The organism is Edaphobacter sp. FHG110511_03, from assembly GCF_059115365.1.
In genome coordinates this window covers 239,173-258,017 of record NZ_JBZYWL010000004.1, presented here as the reverse complement: position 1 = coordinate 258,017, position 18,845 = coordinate 239,173, and the positions used below count along the sequence as shown (strand labels likewise).

At 51.7% G+C, this 18,845-nt stretch carries 11 protein-coding genes; 8 read left to right on the top strand and 3 right to left on the bottom strand.

Annotated features, from left to right (window positions below; all coding sequences use genetic code 11):
- Nucleotides 1–107: 107 nt before the first annotated feature.
- The 7 genes from AC5S26_RS18070 to AC5S26_RS18040 all read left to right on the top strand — a co-directional run bounded on the left by AC5S26_RS18070 (nt 108) and on the right by AC5S26_RS18040 (nt 6,971).
- Nucleotides 108–1,157, top strand: coding sequence for a sigma 54-interacting transcriptional regulator (locus tag AC5S26_RS18070; protein WP_494186323.1), 1,050 nt, complete (start codon nt 108–110; stop codon nt 1,155–1,157).
- Nucleotides 1,158–1,372: 215 nt separating this feature from the next.
- Nucleotides 1,373–2,413, top strand: a complete 1,041-nt coding sequence (locus tag AC5S26_RS18065; RefSeq protein ID WP_494186322.1) for a Gfo/Idh/MocA family protein — start codon at nt 1,373–1,375, stop codon at nt 2,411–2,413.
- Entirely contained in the window at nt 2,413–2,973 is a 561-nt protein-coding gene (locus AC5S26_RS18060) for an acyltransferase (protein WP_494186321.1), read from the top strand. Before AC5S26_RS18065 ends, AC5S26_RS18060 begins: the two co-directional genes overlap by 1 nt.
- Complete coding sequence (locus AC5S26_RS18055; protein ID WP_494186320.1) at nt 2,970–4,076, top strand: DegT/DnrJ/EryC1/StrS family aminotransferase; 1,107 nt, start codon at nt 2,970–2,972, stop codon at nt 4,074–4,076. Before AC5S26_RS18060 ends, AC5S26_RS18055 begins: the two co-directional genes overlap by 4 nt.
- Nucleotides 4,066–4,755 carry an acyltransferase gene (locus AC5S26_RS18050; RefSeq protein ID WP_494186319.1) on the top strand — a complete coding sequence of 230 codons (690 nt, stop codon included), beginning with the start codon at nt 4,066–4,068 and terminating at the stop codon, nt 4,753–4,755. Before AC5S26_RS18055 ends, AC5S26_RS18050 begins: the two co-directional genes overlap by 11 nt.
- 69 nt (nt 4,756–4,824) lie before the next feature.
- Nucleotides 4,825–5,814 (top strand): NAD-dependent epimerase/dehydratase family protein, encoded by a 990-nt coding sequence (locus AC5S26_RS18045; RefSeq protein ID WP_494186318.1) that lies wholly within the window; start codon nt 4,825–4,827, stop codon nt 5,812–5,814.
- A 26-nt stretch (nt 5,815–5,840) separates the two neighbouring features.
- Nucleotides 5,841–6,971 carry a DegT/DnrJ/EryC1/StrS family aminotransferase gene (locus AC5S26_RS18040; RefSeq protein WP_494186662.1) on the top strand — a complete coding sequence of 377 codons (1,131 nt, stop codon included), beginning with the start codon at nt 5,841–5,843 and terminating at the stop codon, nt 6,969–6,971.
- A gap of 62 nt (nt 6,972–7,033) precedes the next feature.
- On the opposite strand, the gene lhgO is transcribed toward AC5S26_RS18040, so the two are convergent.
- The gene (lhgO, locus tag AC5S26_RS18035) at nt 7,034–8,260 is read right to left on the bottom strand and encodes an L-2-hydroxyglutarate oxidase (RefSeq protein ID WP_494186317.1); all 1,227 of its coding nucleotides are present in this window, start codon (nt 8,258–8,260) and stop codon (nt 7,034–7,036) included.
- Nucleotides 8,261–8,936: 676 nt separating this feature from the next.
- On the opposite strand from lhgO, the gene AC5S26_RS18030 reads away from it, so the two are divergent.
- Nucleotides 8,937–10,352: a sigma-54 dependent transcriptional regulator gene (locus tag AC5S26_RS18030; RefSeq protein WP_494186316.1), complete on the top strand. Its 1,416-nt coding sequence runs from the start codon at nt 8,937–8,939 to the stop codon at nt 10,350–10,352.
- Between the two features lie 87 nt (nt 10,353–10,439).
- Here the strand turns inward: AC5S26_RS18030 and AC5S26_RS18025 are convergent, their stop codons facing one another.
- On the bottom strand, nt 10,440–11,591 hold the full coding sequence (locus tag AC5S26_RS18025; protein WP_494186315.1) for a multicopper oxidase domain-containing protein: 1,152 nt from the start codon (nt 11,589–11,591) through the stop codon (nt 10,440–10,442).
- 224 nt (nt 11,592–11,815) lie between these two features.
- Nucleotides 11,816–18,496 carry a DUF4082 domain-containing protein gene (locus AC5S26_RS18020; protein ID WP_494186314.1) on the bottom strand — a complete coding sequence of 2,227 codons (6,681 nt, stop codon included), beginning with the start codon at nt 18,494–18,496 and terminating at the stop codon, nt 11,816–11,818.
- Nucleotides 18,497–18,845: the final 349 nt, after the last annotated feature.

Genomic DNA, 18,845 nt, shown 5'->3' with positions numbered 1-18,845 from the left:
GCGCAGCTTGAGCCGACGTCTTTGCAGTTCTCGACTGTTTCGCGAAGGGTGTTTTTAAAGCATCGTCATTATCAATAGCACATTTACGGAAATGTCGGGTGGTGCCATTGAATCAACATTCCTTTATTTCTCTGAAGTTGACTCAATATGGAGGCCGCTTCAACTTTGGAAAGATACGTGCTGGTCCAGACCCAAATGCCCAAAATTTCATGGCTTTCGACCGGGTGGACTTTATCATAGGTAACTCAATTATAGGTAACTCAGCGGAGATCTATCGGATTTGCGACCAGCTACAGAGGGCCTCTCTGGCCAATCTTCCTGTGCTTATCACAGGTGAGAGTGGGACAGGCAAAGAATTAGCCGCCCAACTCTTGCACAACATGAGCTCACGACATGCGAACAAGTTTCTAAAACTGAGCTGCCCGGCAATGTCGAACCAATTCTTCGAATTGGAATTATTCAGCAAGGCGGAACAAGTCGATGGCGGCACATTGTTCTTGGACGAAATTGGAGAGCTAGACCTTACACTTCAAAGCAAACTTTTGCATAAGTTGCAGGATTTTCGTCTTATTGGCCTTCGTGAAGAGAGACCTATCGACGTCCTTTTGGTCTGTGCTACAAATCGCGACCTTGAAGCCGAGATTGAAAATGGAACCTTTCGGGCTGACCTTTTCCATCGCATTAACGTGTTGAGAATACAAATGCCAGCCCTACGTGAATGCGTCACGGATGTGCCGATTTTGATGAACCATTTCGTCAAACTGTACGGCCAAAAGTTTGGAAAAAATCCTGTTCCTCCGAGCCCCTCCCTAATGAAGGCGCTTGCCTCCTATCATTGGCCTGGCAACATACGTGAGCTTGAAAATATCGCTAAACGATATGTTGTTCTAGGCGGCGAAGAGTACGTCCTCTCGGTGATGAAGCCCTCTTCAGTGCAAGTGGCTTGTTCTGAAGCGATTGATCTTACAATTCCGTTGCGGGTTCAAACCAAGCGAGCGATCCAGCACCTCGAAAGCAAGATTATTTTGAGCGTGCTGGAAGCGCATAATTGGAATCGCCGAAAAGCCGCACAATCACTCGATATCAGTTACCGCACGCTCTTGTACAAGATAAAAGAAGGCGGCTTGCCACGCTTGGGCAGGACCTTCACGCCATAATCCCTTCCGACCAAAAAGATCAATCTACGCCCTCCCTTCTCATGATGACCTGCAAGTTTGGAAGTCTACATGCTTCTAGAGATTGCGTTGCAGCAGTCAACCGTTCCAAATCATGCAAGTGATGTCATGAATCTCGCTTCACTGCAGAAATTATGCAAATGATTTGCACGAGCATGCAATTGGCGGTTAAAAGTTACGCAATCGGGAGAGTTCGCGTGGTGAATTTCGGAGTAGTTGGCTATGGATACTGGGGACCAAACTTAGTCCGCAATCTGTTTGAAGTTCCTGAGACGCAGGTTGTGGCAGTGAGCGACATGAATCAAGAACGGCTGAAACTGGTTAAGAGCCGTTATCCGTCAGTTGAAACGACGACGGACTTCCAACAACTGCTCAACAATCCAAAGATCGATGCGATTGCGATCGCAACGCCGGTCTTTACGCACTATGAGCTTGCTTTGCAGGCTTTGCAAAGTGGTAAACACGTCATGGTCGAGAAGCCTATGACCTCCACATCGGAGCAGGCTATGCACCTGATCGATGAAGCCGCCAGGCGCAATCTGGTGCTTATGGTGGACCACACGTTCGTATACACAGGCGCCGTACGCAAGATCAAAGAGATTGCTGATTCCGGAAAACTGGGAGACATCCTTTATTACGATTCGACCAGAATCAATCTCGGTCTTTTCCAACGAGATGTTGATGTGATCTGGGACCTCGCCGTTCACGATCTGGCAATCATGGACTATATTCTTCCATCGACTCCGTGCGCGGTTGCCGCCACAGGCATCAATCACGTCTTCGGCGGCACGGAGAACCTGGCTTACATCACCATGTTCTTCGAAGAAAATGTGATCGCTCATGTCAACGTAAACTGGCTCTCCCCTGTCAAAGTGCGACGCACACTGGTAGGCGGGAGCAAGCAGATGGTCGTATATGACGACATGGAGCCCAGCGAGAAAGTCAAGATCTATGACAAAGGAATCACGGTAAACTCGACGCCCGATTCTCTTTATAAGGCATTGGTCGGGTACCGTTCAGGTGACATGTTCGCTCCTCAACTGGATGTGTCCGAAGCGCTCAAAGTCGAGATTCAGCACTTCGCAGACTGCATAAAGACAGGGGCGGAACCTATCACTGGTGGACAAGCCGGTCTTCGAGTTGTTCGCATCCTGGAGAGTGCATCTCTTTCGATGAAACAGCGCGGCAAACTCGTCACCCTCGCTGACGAACTCACACTCAGTCGCGGAGCGGCCTAATGACAAGTCAACTTATGACAGATCCGCTTTCGGTGGATCTAGACACCGGAATCGCCGAAATTCCCCACCATGTAGTCTCGGCGGAATTCAGTCGCATCGCTCCCGATGTCAAGCTGGGCGCAGGTGTACGCATCTTTGCCTTCGTCAATCTTTACGGGTGCTCCATCGGAGACAACAGTAAGATTGGAACCTTTGTCGAGATCCAAAAAAACTCGGAGATCGGAAAGAATGTCAAAGTCTCGAGCCATACCTTCATCTGCGAAGGAGTCAAGGTAGAGGATGACGTTTTTATAGGACATAATGTCTCCTTTATTAACGACAAGCATCCTCGATCCACAAACTCGAATGGCAGCCTGCAAAGTGAAGCCGATTGGCAGGTCGTACCGACGCTCGTAAAGCGAGGCGCATCCATAGGAACAAGTTGCACAATTCTCTGCGGAGTCACGATCGGCGAATCCGCCATCGTAGGCGCAGGAAGTGTTGTGACTCGTGATGTACCACCGAACACCATCGTGGCAGGCAATCCTGCCCGTTTTTTGAAGAGAGTGGAGGAAGCATGAAGGTTCCCTTTGTTGATCTTAAATCCCTGCATGATGAAATCAGTGATGAGCTCCGGGAGGTATTCGACCGCGTTCTCAATAGCTCGGCCTTTGTATTGGGTCCGGAAGTTCAACGGTTCGAGCAGGAGTTCGCTGCATATGTAGGAACAAGCCACTGTGTCGCAGTAAACACCGGGACCGCGGCACTACATCTTGCATTGGCTGCACTCAATATTGGTAACGGAGATGAGGTAATTACCGTTCCGCACACATTCATTGCAACTGCTGAAGCTATCTCGGCGGTCGGAGCGCTACCGGTGTTCGTCGACATCGACCCCGTAAGCTTCACGATGGACCCGAATTTGCTTGAAGCGGCAATCACCAGCAGAACCCGTGCGATCATTCCTGTCGATCTGTACGGACAAATAGCGGACATGGATGCTATCCAGGAAATTGCTGACCGCCACGGTATACCTGTCATTGAAGATGCATGTCAGGCCCACGGTGCGGAGTACAAGGGACGGAAAGCAGGATCGTTCGGAGTAGCCGGGTGCTTTAGCTTCTACCCAGGAAAAAATCTTGGTGCCTGTGGCGAAGGCGGAGCCGTGACCACCAACGATCCGGAACTCGCGCAACGGATTCGGCTGTGGCGTGATCACGGATCCTCCAAGCGATACGAGCACGTCTTTCCGGGACTAAATATGAGGATGGAGGGAATTCAAGGAGGAATTCTTTCTGTAAAGCTGAAGTATCTCGATCGCTGGAACAACCAGCGCAGGTTGGCCGCAGCTGAATATGACGCGGCACTGAGAGAGACAGAAGTTGAAATCCCGACCGAAATGCCCTACAACCGGCACGTCTATCACCTCTACGTTATTCAATCGAATAAGCGCGATTCGCTTCGCGAGCAATTGTCGGAAGCCGGTATCGAATCCGGATTGCACTATCCGACACCTTTACATCTTCAGAAGGCGTATCGTTTTCTCTCTTACAAAGAGGGAGATTTTCCAGTGACCGAAAGAGTAAAAGATCGTATTCTGTCGCTTCCTATGTATCCCGGAATCAATTCTGAGGCAATTGCACACGTCGCCTCAGAATTGAAGGAGAGTTGTTATGTCGGTTGACCAAGAATCTATGATTGCCTCTGAAGCGAGGACAGTGCCCGCCGTCTTCGGAAGCAAAAAAGTCGTGGAAGATCCCTCCTGGGAGTGGGAGTTCGCCTCTCACCTGAAGCAAACTTACTCCTCATCTGAGTTGCTGGCCCTTTTTTCCAGATATAGAAATGAAGAGGGTCCTTTCGAGTCACAGATGCGACGAGTACTCGTTCGGGCAATGTGCAGGACTGCGGGGCATTCCCTCCAGACAGGACCAGGAGTCGTCCTAAAACATGCTGAAACCATAGAACTTGGCGATGCCGTCTTCCTCGGATCGCAGACGATGATTCAAGGTCGCTACGACGGTACATGCCGTATAGGTAGCCATGTCTGGATCGGTCCCCATGCCTACTTCGATGCGCGAAATTTGGTTATCGAAGATTATGTTGGATGGGGGCCGGGAGCAAAGGTGCTTGGCTCTTCACATACAGGCAATCCAACTGATGTTCCCATCATTGCCACCGAGCTTACGATTAAACCAGTAATCATCGGCTACGGAGCAGATATCGGCACCAATGCAACAATCCTTCCTGGTGTTCGCGTAGGAGCCAACGCCATCGTAGGTGCAGGTGCAGTTGTAACCGCGGATGTGCCGGAATATGCTGTCGTGGCCGGTGTACCCGCAAAAGTTATCCGTTATCGCCAGTAATGACAACAGACTATTTAGTAATTCAAAGAATGATGAAGCCAATAAGTCAGGGGAGCAGAAGGAAATAAAATGAATCCTGTTGAAGGTGCAAAGATACTCATAACTGGTGGGGCGGGATTCGTGGGCAGTGCCACCGTGGATCAACTCTTGAACGGGGGCGCCGCCGAAGTACGCGTCCTTGATAATTTCATTCGCGGCAACACTCGCAATCTGGAGGCAGCTCAGAAGACTGGGCGGCTTATGCTCGTTGAGGGTGATATCCGCGATGCAGATTTGGTGGACAGCCTGACCGAGGGCACAGACTATGTATTCCATCAGGCGGCGCTAAGAATTACGCGTTGTGCGGAAGCTCCGCGGGAGGCTATTCAAGTTCTGATCGATGGCACCTCGAATGTTCTGGAAAGCGCGGTCCGCCATAAGGTCAAAAAGGTTGTTGCGGCTTCCTCCGCTTCAGTCTACGGTGATCCGTCTTATCTGCCGATGGATGAGGCCCACCCTTTCAACAATCGTACGCTTTACGGTGCGGGTAAGATCGCCAATGAACAGATGCTTCGCTCCTATTACGAAATGTTCAAGCTGCCTTATGTAGCATTTCGTTACTTCAATATCTACGGACCCAGGATGGATCTCGACGGTGTTTATACCGAGGTTTTGGTTCGGTGGATGGATGCGATCGAAGCCGGTCAGTCTCCTAAGATCTTCGGCGACGGATCTCAATCGATGGACTTCGTCTATGTCGATGATGTCGCAAGAGCAAATGTGGCTGGCCTCGTATCCGACACAACCGATGAAGTCTTCAACGTGGGAACAGGCGTTCAAACAAACTTGAATGAGCTTTGCCATCTGCTGCTGAAGGTTACTGGGTCGAGCCTTAAACCTGAATATCACGAGGCTCGTAAGGTCAATAACGTCCAGACAAGACGGGCAGCTGTGGACAAAGCAGAAAGAATGCTCGGTTTCAAAGCAAACGTCGATCTCGAGGCCGGCTTGAAGTTGCTTATTGAGTGGCGCGACCAAGTTAAGTCCGAACTGACCGCAACAACGGGGAATGCAAAGTGACTACTATCTCAGCACAATCCATAGCAATGATCCCAGTAGCCCGACCTTTTATCGGTGCGGAGGAAGAGCACGCAGTCGTCGAGGTTCTACGCTCGGGTTGGGTGACCCAAGGCCCCCGCGTCGCTGAGTTCGAAAAGAAATTCTCAGCGTACATCGGATGCGATCACTCAGTCGCCGTATCCTCCTGCACGACAGCCCTTCACCTTGCCTTCGTGGCAATCGGAATTGGCCCCGGTGACGAAGTTATCTGCCCAAGCCTCTCCTTTATCGCAACGGCGAATTCAATTGCCTATGTAGGCGCTACGCCGGTGTTCTGCGATATCGATCTCGCAACGTATAATCTCGATCCGTCAGCAATTGAGGGACTGATTACACCGCGCACCAAGGCGATTCTGGTAGTTCACCAGATCGGTCTGCCGGCCGAAATGACTGCGATCTTGGCAGTTGCTGCAAAGTATGGCCTGGCGGTCATCGAAGACGCTGCCTGCGCTATCGGATCAGAATATGAAGGCAACTTTATTGGTAAGCCGCTAGGCACCATGGCATGCTTCAGCTTCCATCCTCGCAAGATTCTAACGACGGGAGAAGGCGGCATGATCACTACCAATGACGCCATCCTGGCTGAGAAACTCCGGAAGCTTCGGCAACATGCAATGAGTTTGTCTGATGTTGCCCGTCATAACGCTAAACAAGTGACGGCTGAAACCTATGATGAGGTGGGCTATAACTTCCGCATGACGGACATGCAGGCCGCCATGGGAATTGTCCAGCTTGATCGTCTACAGGGCTTTCTGCAAAGGCGCCGCTATCTGGCCTCACGCTATGATGAAGCGCTCCATCCCCTTCGCTGGCTTGAAACACCGTTCGTTCCCTCGAACTGCCGTCACAACTATCAGTCGTACATGATCCGTCTGGTCGAGGCTTCAGCTGCAAAACGCGATTCGATCATGCAGACCTTGCTCGAAAAGAACATCTCCAGCAGGAGAGCGATCATGGCAATCCACCGCGAGCTGCCATATCGCTCAGAGCAATGGGAAGCTACGCTGCCAAAAACAAATCTCGTAACAGAGACCGCCCTCATTCTCCCGCTGTTCCATCAAATGACCGAAGCCGATCAGGACTACATCATCGAGGTTCTTTACTCTATCGCGGTATAAGCATTCAAAAATCGATCTGCATTTTGTGCGAACCGGGCCGTAAGGGGCCCGGTTCGCAGTTGTTACATCTCCAAATTTGTTCTCTGGATCACCGTGTTTACGATGTATTTTCCAATTGCCAGGGATGCAGTAGCCGCAGGTGAGGGCACATTGCACACATGAACCATTCCGTCTGTGTAGGCAAAGTAAAAGTCGTCGACGAGTTTTCCATGGACATCCAAAGCCTGCGCACGAACCCCTGATCCACCCGGTATCAGATCTTCCGCATCAATATCAGGCATTAATCGCTGCAACGCGCGAACAAAGGCGGCTTTGCTCCACGAACGATAGTACTCTCCCAAAGATGTCTGCCAGTACTTCGCCGCCATGATCCAGAACCCAGGAAACGTGGCGAATCCCATCACATCGCTGGCGTCGAAGGACTTCTTTAGATAGCCCTCCCGTTTCAATGCAAGTACTGCGTTCGGTCCTGCCTCAATACCGCCTCCTATACGCCGGGTAAAATGCACACCGAGAAAGGGAAACCGCGGGTCGGGAACCGGATAGATCAGACCCCGAAGATGCTGACGCTTCGACGGGGCCATGTCATAGTATTCTCCGCGAAATGGAATGATTTTTAGATCCAGCCTCGCGTTCGCTAGACGACTGATCTTGTCGCTTTGCAGGCCCGCGCAGTTAATTACAAGCTTCGCGGAGATCTCCCCGCGCGTTGTTTCAATTATCGTTCGCGCATCGGAGCGTCTTAGACCAACCACCTCATTTGATAACAGCACCTGTCCGCCGCAGCTGGCGATTATCTCTTTGTACTTCTCGGCAACTTTTGAGTAGTCGACAATTCCCGTACTGGGTACGTGAATGCCTCGAATGCCGGCCGCATGCGGTTCCAGTTCTCGAATCTCTTCAGACGAGATCATTTTCAGTCCTGCAAGCCCGTTTCCACTCCCGCGGCGGTACAGCTCCTCCAATCGTGGAATTTCCTCTTCCGCTGTTGCGACGATGACCTTGCCACAAATCTCATACGGAACGCCGTATTCCTGACAGAAACGGATCATCGCATCCGCCCCTTCAACACAGAGTCGCGCTTTTAGGCTGCCAGGTTTGTAGTAGATACCAGAGTGGATTACACCGCTGTTGTGGCTTGTTTGATGAGCCGCGACAGTCTGTTCCTTATCAAGGATCGCGAGCGAAATACCCGGAAAACGAGTACAGAACTCAAGACCTGTCGCCAGTCCTACAATTCCTGCTCCAATAATCGCGATATCGAAAGAGGATGAATTGGTAGTGGCCACTGATTTTATCGGCACGCTACACCTGAAATTACGCTTATTTCACAACTTCGAGAATGCATGGTTCGGAAAATATTCCTTTCGAAAGTTCGGCCGAAATCTTAAACCAACCAGGTGAGGTCTTGAATCCGCAAGAACTATGTCTCAAATAAATGCGTTGCACTTAAATGGCCGTTTACTCAGACAAGACTGTTGGGTACTAAATGGTTACCAAAATGTGTGCTAGTAACTTTCACAATTTTAACAATTCCACCCTTTAGTCCCGCTTTTCGGTCTCACCAAAATAAGATCTATCTATTGATATATATTCACTTAGACATTTGCGCGGAACTCTGCAGAGAATATGCATAGTTCAGGTACAAATTTCATTTGACACTTTTGTGGGATCGCGTTAAATTCACACCACTCCAGAAGTTCATAACAGTTCGACTAAGGCATTAGCTGAGACCAAGATAGTAACTAAATAGACGGTTACCTCTTCTGAAGCGATGAAAAGTTGTTCGGGTACGGATTTTCCTTTTGTAACTTGTAGCTATTTACTAGTCAGTTCAATTTTCTGCTTGGTTCTCCGGACTCATTTCCAGCTCCTCGTCCCGAGAATAAATTTGGGTTAGCTGCATCGGCCGATCAATGGGCACTCTTCTATGCCATTATTCCGAAAGTATGAGGTTGCGTTAAAATGATGGACTCTGTGCAAGTTCTTGCAATCAGCGACGATCTTGATGTCTGCAATTTGGTTCACAATTCACTTTCCTCCTATGGTCGCCAAGCGATCTGTGTCCCTTCCTCGCGCGATGCTATTCAATTGCTCCGCAGAGGTGTGCGAGCAGAGTTCGTTCTACTGGATGCCGGGAAAAACTATCCAGGGGACCGTCTTTTCGATCCTGCTCTCCTGCAAATGATAAGGAGCGACCAACTTTGCATTCTCTCAGAAAGGGGAGATGACCATTGGAAAGGCATTGCCGCAGAGTGGAAGATTCAAACTATATTTACAAAACCGCTCATGCTGCATGACTTCGAAAAGCTTTCGCGCGGGCAAAACGCGATAGTACCATCACTTCCAGTCGCCGGCTCTTCGGGATCCGCCCAGAGCTTCCATCTCGAAGAATTGGATAACAATCGCTTCTTCCTAGCCGCATCGCCGGCCATGATGCAACTCTATCGCGACGTTCGGGTACTTGCGCCAGTAGATATCCCTGTCCTGATTCTTGGTGAAAGTGGTGTCGGCAAGGAAATCGTTGCGATGTTGCTGCACAAGTACCATACGCGCTCAGAAAACAGGTTTCTCAACGTCAATTGCGCTGCCCTTCCTACCGAACTTCTCGAAAGTGAACTATTTGGCTACGAAGCAGGCGCTTTTACAGGCGCAATAAAATCCAAACCTGGAAAGTTTGAACTCGCCAATAAAGGCACTCTCTTGCTAGACGAAGTAGGCGAGATGAGCCCGCAAATGCAGGCTAAGTTGCTCCATGTCTTGCAGGATGGCTCTTTTAGCCGTCTGGGAGGGCGCTCCTCGACTCAGGTGGATGTCCGGGTACTTGCGGCCACCAATATCGATATGCAGTCTGCTATTGCCGAAAAACGATTTCGCGAAGACCTCTACTATAGGTTGAATACCTTGACCCTGGTCATTCCTCCACTTCGTGAGCGTCGTGAAGAAATTCCTTTACTCATGGAAGAGCTGAATCGGCGAGGCGGCGCTGGTGTTGGCCAGCCTATTGCGTTTGCCGGGCGCATTTTTGACGCCGCAATGGAGTACCATTGGCCCGGAAACCTGCGTGAGCTGCGCAATTTCGTGATCCGAACTCTTATTCTTCGTGATCAGGAGTCTGCATATGCGTACCTCCGAAGCAAAGCTCAGCCACAGAGCAGTGTTTCAGCCCCCACGACGTCTGGAGAGGTTGTAGATAAAAAGATCCCCAACCCTGCCGGCATGAAAGATGCAATCAGCGAGATAAAGAATCAGACGGAGATCAGGATGCTCCAGGATGCATTGTCTGCTTCCGGTTGGAATAGAAGAAGGGCCGCGATGAACCTGAATATCAGTTACCGAAGCCTTCTCTATAAAATTCAGCAGCACGGATTGAGTGCCTAAGCGACGAAGTCAGGGTGCCATGTGGAAAGTTCTGCATGGCACACTCGTCTCCAAACTACGGAAAAAGAATATCTCGAAATTCTAATTTCACGGCAGTACTTGATATCTCGCAACCATGCCGCCAGCATAATGATCATTCACATGACAATGAAAGAGCCAGATCCCTTCGCTATCGGGAATCATGTCTGCAGTCGCCATTGCCATCGGGCCGAGAAATAGCGTATCCATCCTCATGTTGTTCCATGTGACGGTATTTCCGTGCCAATGTGCCATATGCACATCGTCTTCATTGCTATTCGAAAGCAGATACCATCGCACCCGCTCTCCTTTTCGCATTGTCAACATCGGCAAATTACCTTCGATGTAGCCATTGAGGGAATAGAGCAGGTTTTGATCGCGCAGAAGTGGGTCTGTCGTTTTCATGCGAGCAATTCTTGCTTGCTTTCCTAAGTTACCTTCAAAAAACCAGCTATCGGTTTCATCGAAGACCGCAAAATCTGTGATGAATTCGCGGTCGACATCCTTGGGTGAGCCGTCTGGCTTGGCGCTTCCCTTCCGAGTCACAATAATTGGGCCGATGAGCCCTGTGTTGATGTCTGTCGATTCGACGAAATGTGAGTGATACATCCACAGGACAGAGCTTCCATCCATGGGACCAGGACCGCTGCGCTCTGGTACGGTCCATAGGTAGGTATAGGTGTCGCCGCGATGAACGGCGTCATCAGCCTTTACGGTGCCGCTTGTTCCGTCGTTATATGTGGCTCCTTCCGAATCCTTTGTGTACTGAACTCCATGAGGATGCATCGTTACAGTCAGGTGTGTATTGTTCCGGAAGACAACCCGTATTGAATCGCCCACCTCAGCGCGAATCAGTGGCCCGAGGATCCCTAGATGCGACCACTGCTGAGGACGAACCTTAAGCGTTTTGAATGTCGCATCCGTATACTCACGATAAATCGCCTTATGGTAAACCCTGTGATTGATCCCTGAGGCTGATTCGTTTTCTCCCGCCTCGGGGTGAGGAATTCCGGCCAGATTTCTTCCTTGTGGAGTGTAGTCCCAGTCAACTTCATCCGCGGCGATGAAGTACGTGCGGGTGACTCCTTCATGCTCAGGTTGTTTGGCAGTTGCCTGGCCGTTCTGCTGCGTTCCACTCGCCGTCTTTAGGCGGGAGCGTTGGTTTTGAGTAACTACCTTCGAGCTCTGCGGCCAACCTGCAGTGGCAAATAGAGCAAGCACAGCTGCGAAACCAGCCTTGCGTAGTCCGGAAGTCGGCCCTTTCGATCGATGCCGAGACCGGGCGCCTGCAACTACAATAAAAAATGAGCGATTCTTTGACGGGATCACACCATAACTATAGAGTGGGCCACGGGTAAGGCAAAGGGAATTCATGGATCCCCCACCCTTCACGAGCGGGGGCCAAGGTCCCATCGCGATTCCGGTTAGGAGAACCAGCTCCCATCCTAGAACGAAGTAAAGTTCACACCAGTCACATTCGACGTACTGACAGTAGCGGAACGGCTGGACGGAATGAAGATGTGTCCCGATCTGCTCGGAGTAACCGTATAGGAACCGCTGACCAGGCCCGAGAAGGTATAGGCACCGGATGAACTTGCCGTAACGGTAGCGGTCCCGGCTCCAGTCAGTTTTACTGTTGCTCCCGCTCCACCACCACCGCTAATCGTGCCGCTGATGCTGTATGTCTTGCTGGACGAAAAATTCGCGGTTGCATTAGCCCCATTCACCGTCACGGATCGGGTAGCTGGAGTGAACAGGTATCCGGTATTGGTCGGTGTGACCACATAGGAACCGTTGGTGACCCCGGTAAAGGAATAGACTCCGGAAGCATTTGCTGTGACCGTGGCCGTTGTAGCTCCAGTCAGCTTTACAGTTGCGTTGGCGCCACCAGCTCCGCTGATAGTGCCGCTAATCGTAAAGGTCTGAGCGGAACTGAAATTCGCAGTGGCATTGGCTCCGTTCACCGTTACGGATTGACTGACGGGAGTAAATACATAGCCAGTTTTGGTCGGTGTGACCACATAAGAGCCGTTGGCAACCCCGGTAAAGGTATAGACCCCGGAAGCATTTGCTGTCACCGTAGCCGTTGTAGCTCCAGTCAGCTTTACGGTTGCGCTGGCGCCACCAGCTCCGCTGATGGTGCCGCTAATGGTAAAGGTCTGAGCAGCAGAACTGAAATTCGCGGTGGCATTGGCCCCATTCACCGTCACGGATTGACTGGCGGGAGTGAATACATATCCGGTTTTGGTCGGTGTAACCACATAGGAACCGTTGGCGACCCCGGTAAAGGAATAGACTCCGGAAGCATTTGCTGTGACCGTGGCGGTTGTAGCTCCAGTCAGCTTTACAGTTGCGCTGGCGCCGCCTGCTCCGCTGATAGTGCCGCTAATCGTAAAGCTCTGACCAGTGGAACTGAAATTTGCAGTGGCATTGGCCCCGTTCACTGTTACCGGTTGGCTGGCCGGGGAAAACGTATATCCAGTTTTGGTTGGCGTGACAGTGTACGAACCGTTCGAAAGTCCCGTAAAGGTGTAAACACCGGAAGAATTTGCCGTAACCGTCGCTGCAGCAGCCCCACTGAGCGCCACTGAAGCGTTTGCCCCTCCGGGACCACTAATAGTGCCGCTTACTGTAAAGGCCTGCTGGCTTGCGAAGGCTAATCCCAGGGCATGCGCGTTATTGATCGTAACCGTCTGGCTTGCGGGGCTATAGCTATAACCATTGGAGGTGCTTGGCGTGATGACATAAGTCCCATTCGCCAAGCCGGAGAAGTTGAAGTTACCCGAAGCATCAGCGGTGAGTGTAGCCGTTTTAGCACCGCTGAGATTGAGAGTGGCGCTAGCTCCGCCAGCCCCAGTGATACTTCCAGCCGCACTGTAGGTCGTTGTTGGAAGATAAATTACGTCGACCCAATAATTAGCTGCGTTGAAGGTGGATGTCGGAAAAGCGCTGGTCGACGAGTAGATGTAAATGCCATTGGAACCAGACACACCATTCTGCAATGCATGCAAAGGCGGAGCGTCGAAACCTGCGGTAGCAAAAAATTGGGAATCTCCCGAATAATGCCCAACCGGAGCAAAATACGACCCTACATATGAGGTATTTGCAGTCACTGGAACGGGGCTGCTGAACATCACCTGTTGCCAACCCGATGCAGTCTCGTTGCTGAAATCAACCGTCCCCAGCAAGCTTCCAGAAGCTGACCAGAGGTTCCCTTTGTGGGTTCCGGTATTAGCCGGTGCCTTATAGAACCGGATTCCTGCGATATATCCGTCCGCGTCCGCTCGGAAGACAACTCCTGCTTCGGTCGAGTGGGTATCCACTGCATCGATCGTCGAAGGCGTAACTGAAGGTTGCCAGAGAGTGTCGCAAGGGCAGTTTGTCGGCACGACAAAGTTGGCATTGGCAATATTTGCTCCGAAAACTGTAGCCGTCACGCTTGCCGGGTTGAAAATCATGCCCACACGTGAAGGCGTTACAGCGTATGAACCGTTGACGAGCCCAGGAAAACTGAAATTTCCAGAGCTATCCGCAGTCGTCGTTGCATTGACTGCCCCTGCGAGAGTGACCGTGGCTCCAGCGCCGCCCGTAATTACACCGCTGATCGAATACGTCATACTAGATCCGGTGAAGTTTATCGAGGAGACATTTGCCCCATTGACCGTGACATTCTGGCTTGACGGGCTGATTGCATACCCTACGGCTCCTGGGGTGACTGTGTAAGACCCGTTGGCCAGACCGGTAAAGCTATAGTTCCCTGAAACGTCGGTGGTCGTTGTCGCAGTGGCGGCTCCAGAAAGTACCACAGAATCGCCTGATACACCGGTGATTGTCCCGGAAATCGAATAAGTAACTTGTGAAGACGTAAAGTTGACACCAAAAATGTGTCCTCCGTTGACCGTAACATTCTGGCTGGCAGGACTAAAAGTGGCGCCACTTGCCCCATGGGGCGTGACAGTATAAGTTCCGTTAGAAAGACCGCTGAAGCGATAGTTGCCCGTTGAATCGGCAACTGCGTTCGACGTACCGTTTGGACCACTCAGCGTAACAGCCGTCCCTGCTGCTCCCGGACCCGATATCGTTCCGCTTATCGAGAAGACCGTCGCTCGGGCATAGACGACATCGACCCAATAGCCGGTGGCGTTATAGCCGCCCGTAGGAAATGTGCTCGTCGGAGAATAGGAAAATACACCGTTAGGCGCACTCGACGTATTGGCCAGGGCATGCAGTGGAGGACTATCTACACCCGCAGCGTCAAAAAGCACGTTGGTGGTGGAATAGTGTCCCTGTGGCCCGAAATACGAGGCGATATACGGAGTGTTTGCGGAGACGGGCACCGGATTCGCAAACATGATCTGCTGCCATCCTGTCCCGCTTTCTGCTGTGAATGGGCTGGTTGCAAGCAGACTTCCTGAAGCAGCCGACCAGAGATTTCCAATATGGTTGCCCGCATTCGCGGCAGCCTTGTAGAAGCGAACGCCCAGGATATAGCCGTCGTAGTCGGCCTGGAATCTCACTCCCGTTTCAATAGCGGCTCCATCTCCTGAATCGATCGTGGCAGGCAAAGCAGATGGCTGCCAGATAGAGCCACACGGACAAAGACTCGATCCGACAAAGTTCAATCCTGCTATATCGGAGCTGCTGACAAGAATATTTTGAACTGCGGGTATAAACGCAGCGCTTGTATTGCTCGGCATGACTGAATACGAACCCGCAGTGACATTATTGAATACGTACTTTCCTGTCGAATCTGCTGTTGCCGTCCTGCTTCCAGAATTGTTGGTCAGTGTAACGGTTGCTCCTGCCCCACCGGGACCGCTCACGGTTCCACTCACAGCATGCGATTGGTCAGCTACGAAAAGAACATCGACCCAATAATTGGTTGCGGCATAGTTGTTTGTCGGGAATCCTCCGCTGGAAGAATAGAGAAAGACCCCATTGGATGAACTGGCCGTATTAGCCAAAGCCTGCAGGGGCGGGCTATTCGTTCCGTTCGTTGCAAAGTAATTTGTATCCGCGGAGTAATGTCCGTTCGGCGCGAAGTACGAGGCAATATAGGTAACGTTGGGCGTAATGGAGATTGGCGTTGAAAAGATGATCTGTTGCCATCCAGACGCGGTCTCTCCTGTGAACGTAGCGCTCGTGAGCTGAGTCCCCGTACTGGACCAGAGATGGCCCACATGAGTGCCGGTGTTTGCGCTCGCCTTGTAGAAGCGCAGGCCATAGATTACGCCCGGTTCAGTACTGCTGAATTTAACACCGACTTCAACGGGAGTTCCGTCATTGCTATCCACTAGCGCGGGGGTAGCCGAAGCTGGCCAGATAGAGACGCAGTTGCACGTCTGTGCTTGAAAATTTACGCCTGTCGCGCCAGCTCCCGATAGAACGACGGAGCGCACACCAGGAGTGAATATGATTCCCGCTGCTGACGGTTGAATACTATAGTTGCCACCGAGAAGGCCCGTAAATGAATAGTTCCCGGAGGAATCCGATGTGGTTGTGGCAGTCGCAGTTCCGCCTAAATTGACCGTGGCGCCAGCACCACCCGTTCCCGTGATCGTACCGGAGATTGTCTGCGGATTGGCGACCGTAGCAGTGAAGTTTGCTCCCGTCACTGAAGTATTGTTGATCGTTACCGGCAAGCTCCCCGGGTTGAAGGTCACCCCCGGATTGCTTGGAGTGATCGTATACGACCCATTCAGCAGCCCGTTAAAACTATAGTTGCCTGACGTGTCGGCCGTAGTGGAGGCTGTCGCCGCCCCGGTCAAGGCCAATGTCGCTCCCGCACCACTGGCTCCGCTAATTGTTCCGAAGATATTGTAGGTGTTCGAGGAAGTAAAGACGACGTCCACCCAGTAATTGCCCGAATGGAAACTCAAGGTCGGGAATCCACCGCTCGAGCCATATGTATAAAGAGCATTCGCCCCATCTACACCGTCCGCTAGAGCATGAAGAGGAGGATTGTTAACTCCCGATTGCGCAAAATAATCTGAATCTACAGAATAGTGGCCAGCCGGTGCAAAATAAGAGACCACATAGGTGGTATTGGCCGTCACGGCTATTGGACTTGCGAAATTAACCTGCTGCCACCCCGAACTGCTTTCTCCGGCAAAGGTCGCGGTCCCGAGTAACGTGCCTGAGCTGGACCAGACATGCCCAACATGGGTGCCGGTATTCGCGGGTGCCTTATAAAAGCGAACTCCCAGGATCGACCCGTTCGAATCTGCCCGGAACTTCAACCCTACCTCGACTGCATTGCCGTCGCCACTGTCAATGTTTTGGGGCGTAACGGGAGTACTCCAGATACGGCAAGGACATGATTGTGGCAGGACGTTGAGAGTAATGCCGTGGGCCGTCTCCAGGTTAGCGCTGTCGTCCACTGCTCGGCTCATTAAAGTGGCAGGACCTGTTACCGATGGTGTCCAGGTATAACTCCAGCTTGCGCGCCCCGTCGCAGGATGCCATGTAGCTCCGCCATCTCCAGAAACCTCAACTGCGCCAACTGCACCACCACCAGCATCGCTCGCGGTTCCCGTAACGGCAACCGCAGATCCGGTATTGACGCTCGCGTTCGCTGCGGGGAATGTGATTGTGGACGCTGGCGGCGCCGAGTCCGTTGATGCGGTCGCAGGCACGATGCCTGTCTGCAGGGTCGCCGGCTGTACTCCCATATCGGCAAGCAAATTTACGGTTGCTTGCTGTGCGTTTTTATCGGTTTGCAGATCGAACGGAAACGGGCTGTCGTGATTAGTGTTCAATGCCCAGGACCATTGGATGGTTCCTGCATTGAACACTAGCGCTCCACTGGGAGCGCGGTAGAGCGTCATATTATGGGTGGCAGTTCCCGCGCCGTATGTCGCACCTGCATCCAACAGAAGATCGGACGTTAGTGTATGTGTGCTTGTGGAGAGATGGACCACTCCAGCAGGACGGAACCCATTATCTACATCTTCATCCCACTCGTAGCCAAGCGTCCCTAGCGGCAAAGAATATGTTTGATTGGCTGCGAGGCTGGCAACAGCTGAATTTCGCCAGAATCTCATCTTTCCGTCAGCAGCGGGAACCTGGATCTGTAGGCTACCGTCATTATCAGCGCCGGTGCCATTGACCATGAACATGCTGCCCATCAAATTATTTTCTGGTAAACCACCGTCGGACGGCGGACTCAGACTCGAATCCCTCCATGTACCGGTCCATGTTGGGGTTGGATCGATCTTCTGGAACGCCAGGGTTTCTTTGTAGCAGACGAGGGTCCGATTCGCCGTGTTAGACCCATCGATACTATTTTCTAAACGGGTCTTCCAGAACATCTGGTTGCCGCCAAAGAATGCGAGGTGTACACCCGCGTCGCGCGCCGCTTGCACGGCAGCCCGATGGGGTCCCGACCAATACTCATCATGCCCGGCATCCATATAGACTTTATGGTTTTTAATCAGCGATCCAGATCGGGCGGCATCAATGCCCGTGAAATAAGTGACATCGTAGCCGTTCTGTTCAAGCCACTGAATCATGGCGAACTCTGCGCCAAAAACAAAGGTGACATTTTCCTGTTGAAAATTTCTGGTGTAAAAAGGCCGGTTGTAGCTCACCTTGAGGGATCGATCCGCAAGATCCCAGATCGGGGTGTCCTGGCTGTAGACGCTCCCTAAACCATAGTAGTTATACGCTTGCCATGTCTCATCGGCGGTCTGGAACATAATGGGTGAAGTACTAGAATCGTTTCGCACAATAAAAACGATATGACTATCTTCCCCCGTTGCCGACCCATCTCGTCGGACGAGGTGAGCAAAATAGACTCCCGATGTGGCAGTCGCGGGAACTGGCCAGGATGCAGATACCGCCCACGTCCCGCAATCCATCAAGCCGACGGTCGTATCTGTCTTACAGGGAGGCTGGACCTGAGGCAAGGTTGCAGATGGGGTGATGCTGGTAACCTTATGCGCCCCCATTCCGCCGTAGTAGCCCATACGGTAGACGTCGATTGTGTACGACGTTGACGGTGTGTTGATCTTAAAAAAGACGGTGCTACCACGGTTTACGCTGATATCGGTGGCAAACCCCTGAATGGAGTGATCTCCCTCGAACCCCCCCTTCACATCCCATTCAGTATCTGGGCTTCCCTGCAAGCAATTCTCCGCCACAATCGCATTCGCCGGATTGCTACATTGAGCGCTCATCCGCCCCGAAAACGCGAAGAGCATCAGCAGAATCATTCCGAACGAAAATTTGACAGACGCAAACGATCGAAATCGCAGAGGGACGGAGAGTCGATTTGTAAACTTGGCTTTGATGGCGGCACCTCTATTGTGACTTGAAGAGCTAGAAGCATCTATAAGTCCAAAGTTTGGGGGTCCTTAGCCTCCACCTTTCACGCACATGCCCTAAGGGCGCATCGTTTGTTCAAAGGGGATACTTTTGCAGAAGAGATCACCTGCAAGACCTACTAAAATTGCAGCCGGAACACCGGAGAATAAA

Excerpts from the sequence above, each read along its gene's own strand:
- AC5S26_RS18060 (WP_494186321.1), top strand. The coding sequence starts at position 2,413 with ATGACAAGTCAACTTATGACAGATCCGCTTTCGGTGGATCTAGACACC.
- AC5S26_RS18055 (WP_494186320.1), top strand. The coding sequence starts at position 2,970 with ATGAAGGTTCCCTTTGTTGATCTTAAATCCCTGCATGATGAAATCAGT.
- AC5S26_RS18050 (WP_494186319.1), top strand. The coding sequence starts at position 4,066 with ATGTCGGTTGACCAAGAATCTATGATTGCCTCTGAAGCGAGGACAGTG.
- AC5S26_RS18045 (WP_494186318.1), top strand. The coding sequence starts at position 4,825 with ATGAATCCTGTTGAAGGTGCAAAGATACTCATAACTGGTGGGGCGGGA.
- AC5S26_RS18040 (WP_494186662.1), top strand. The coding sequence starts at position 5,841 with ATGATCCCAGTAGCCCGACCTTTTATCGGTGCGGAGGAAGAGCACGCA.
- AC5S26_RS18030 (WP_494186316.1), top strand. The coding sequence starts at position 8,937 with ATGATGGACTCTGTGCAAGTTCTTGCAATCAGCGACGATCTTGATGTC.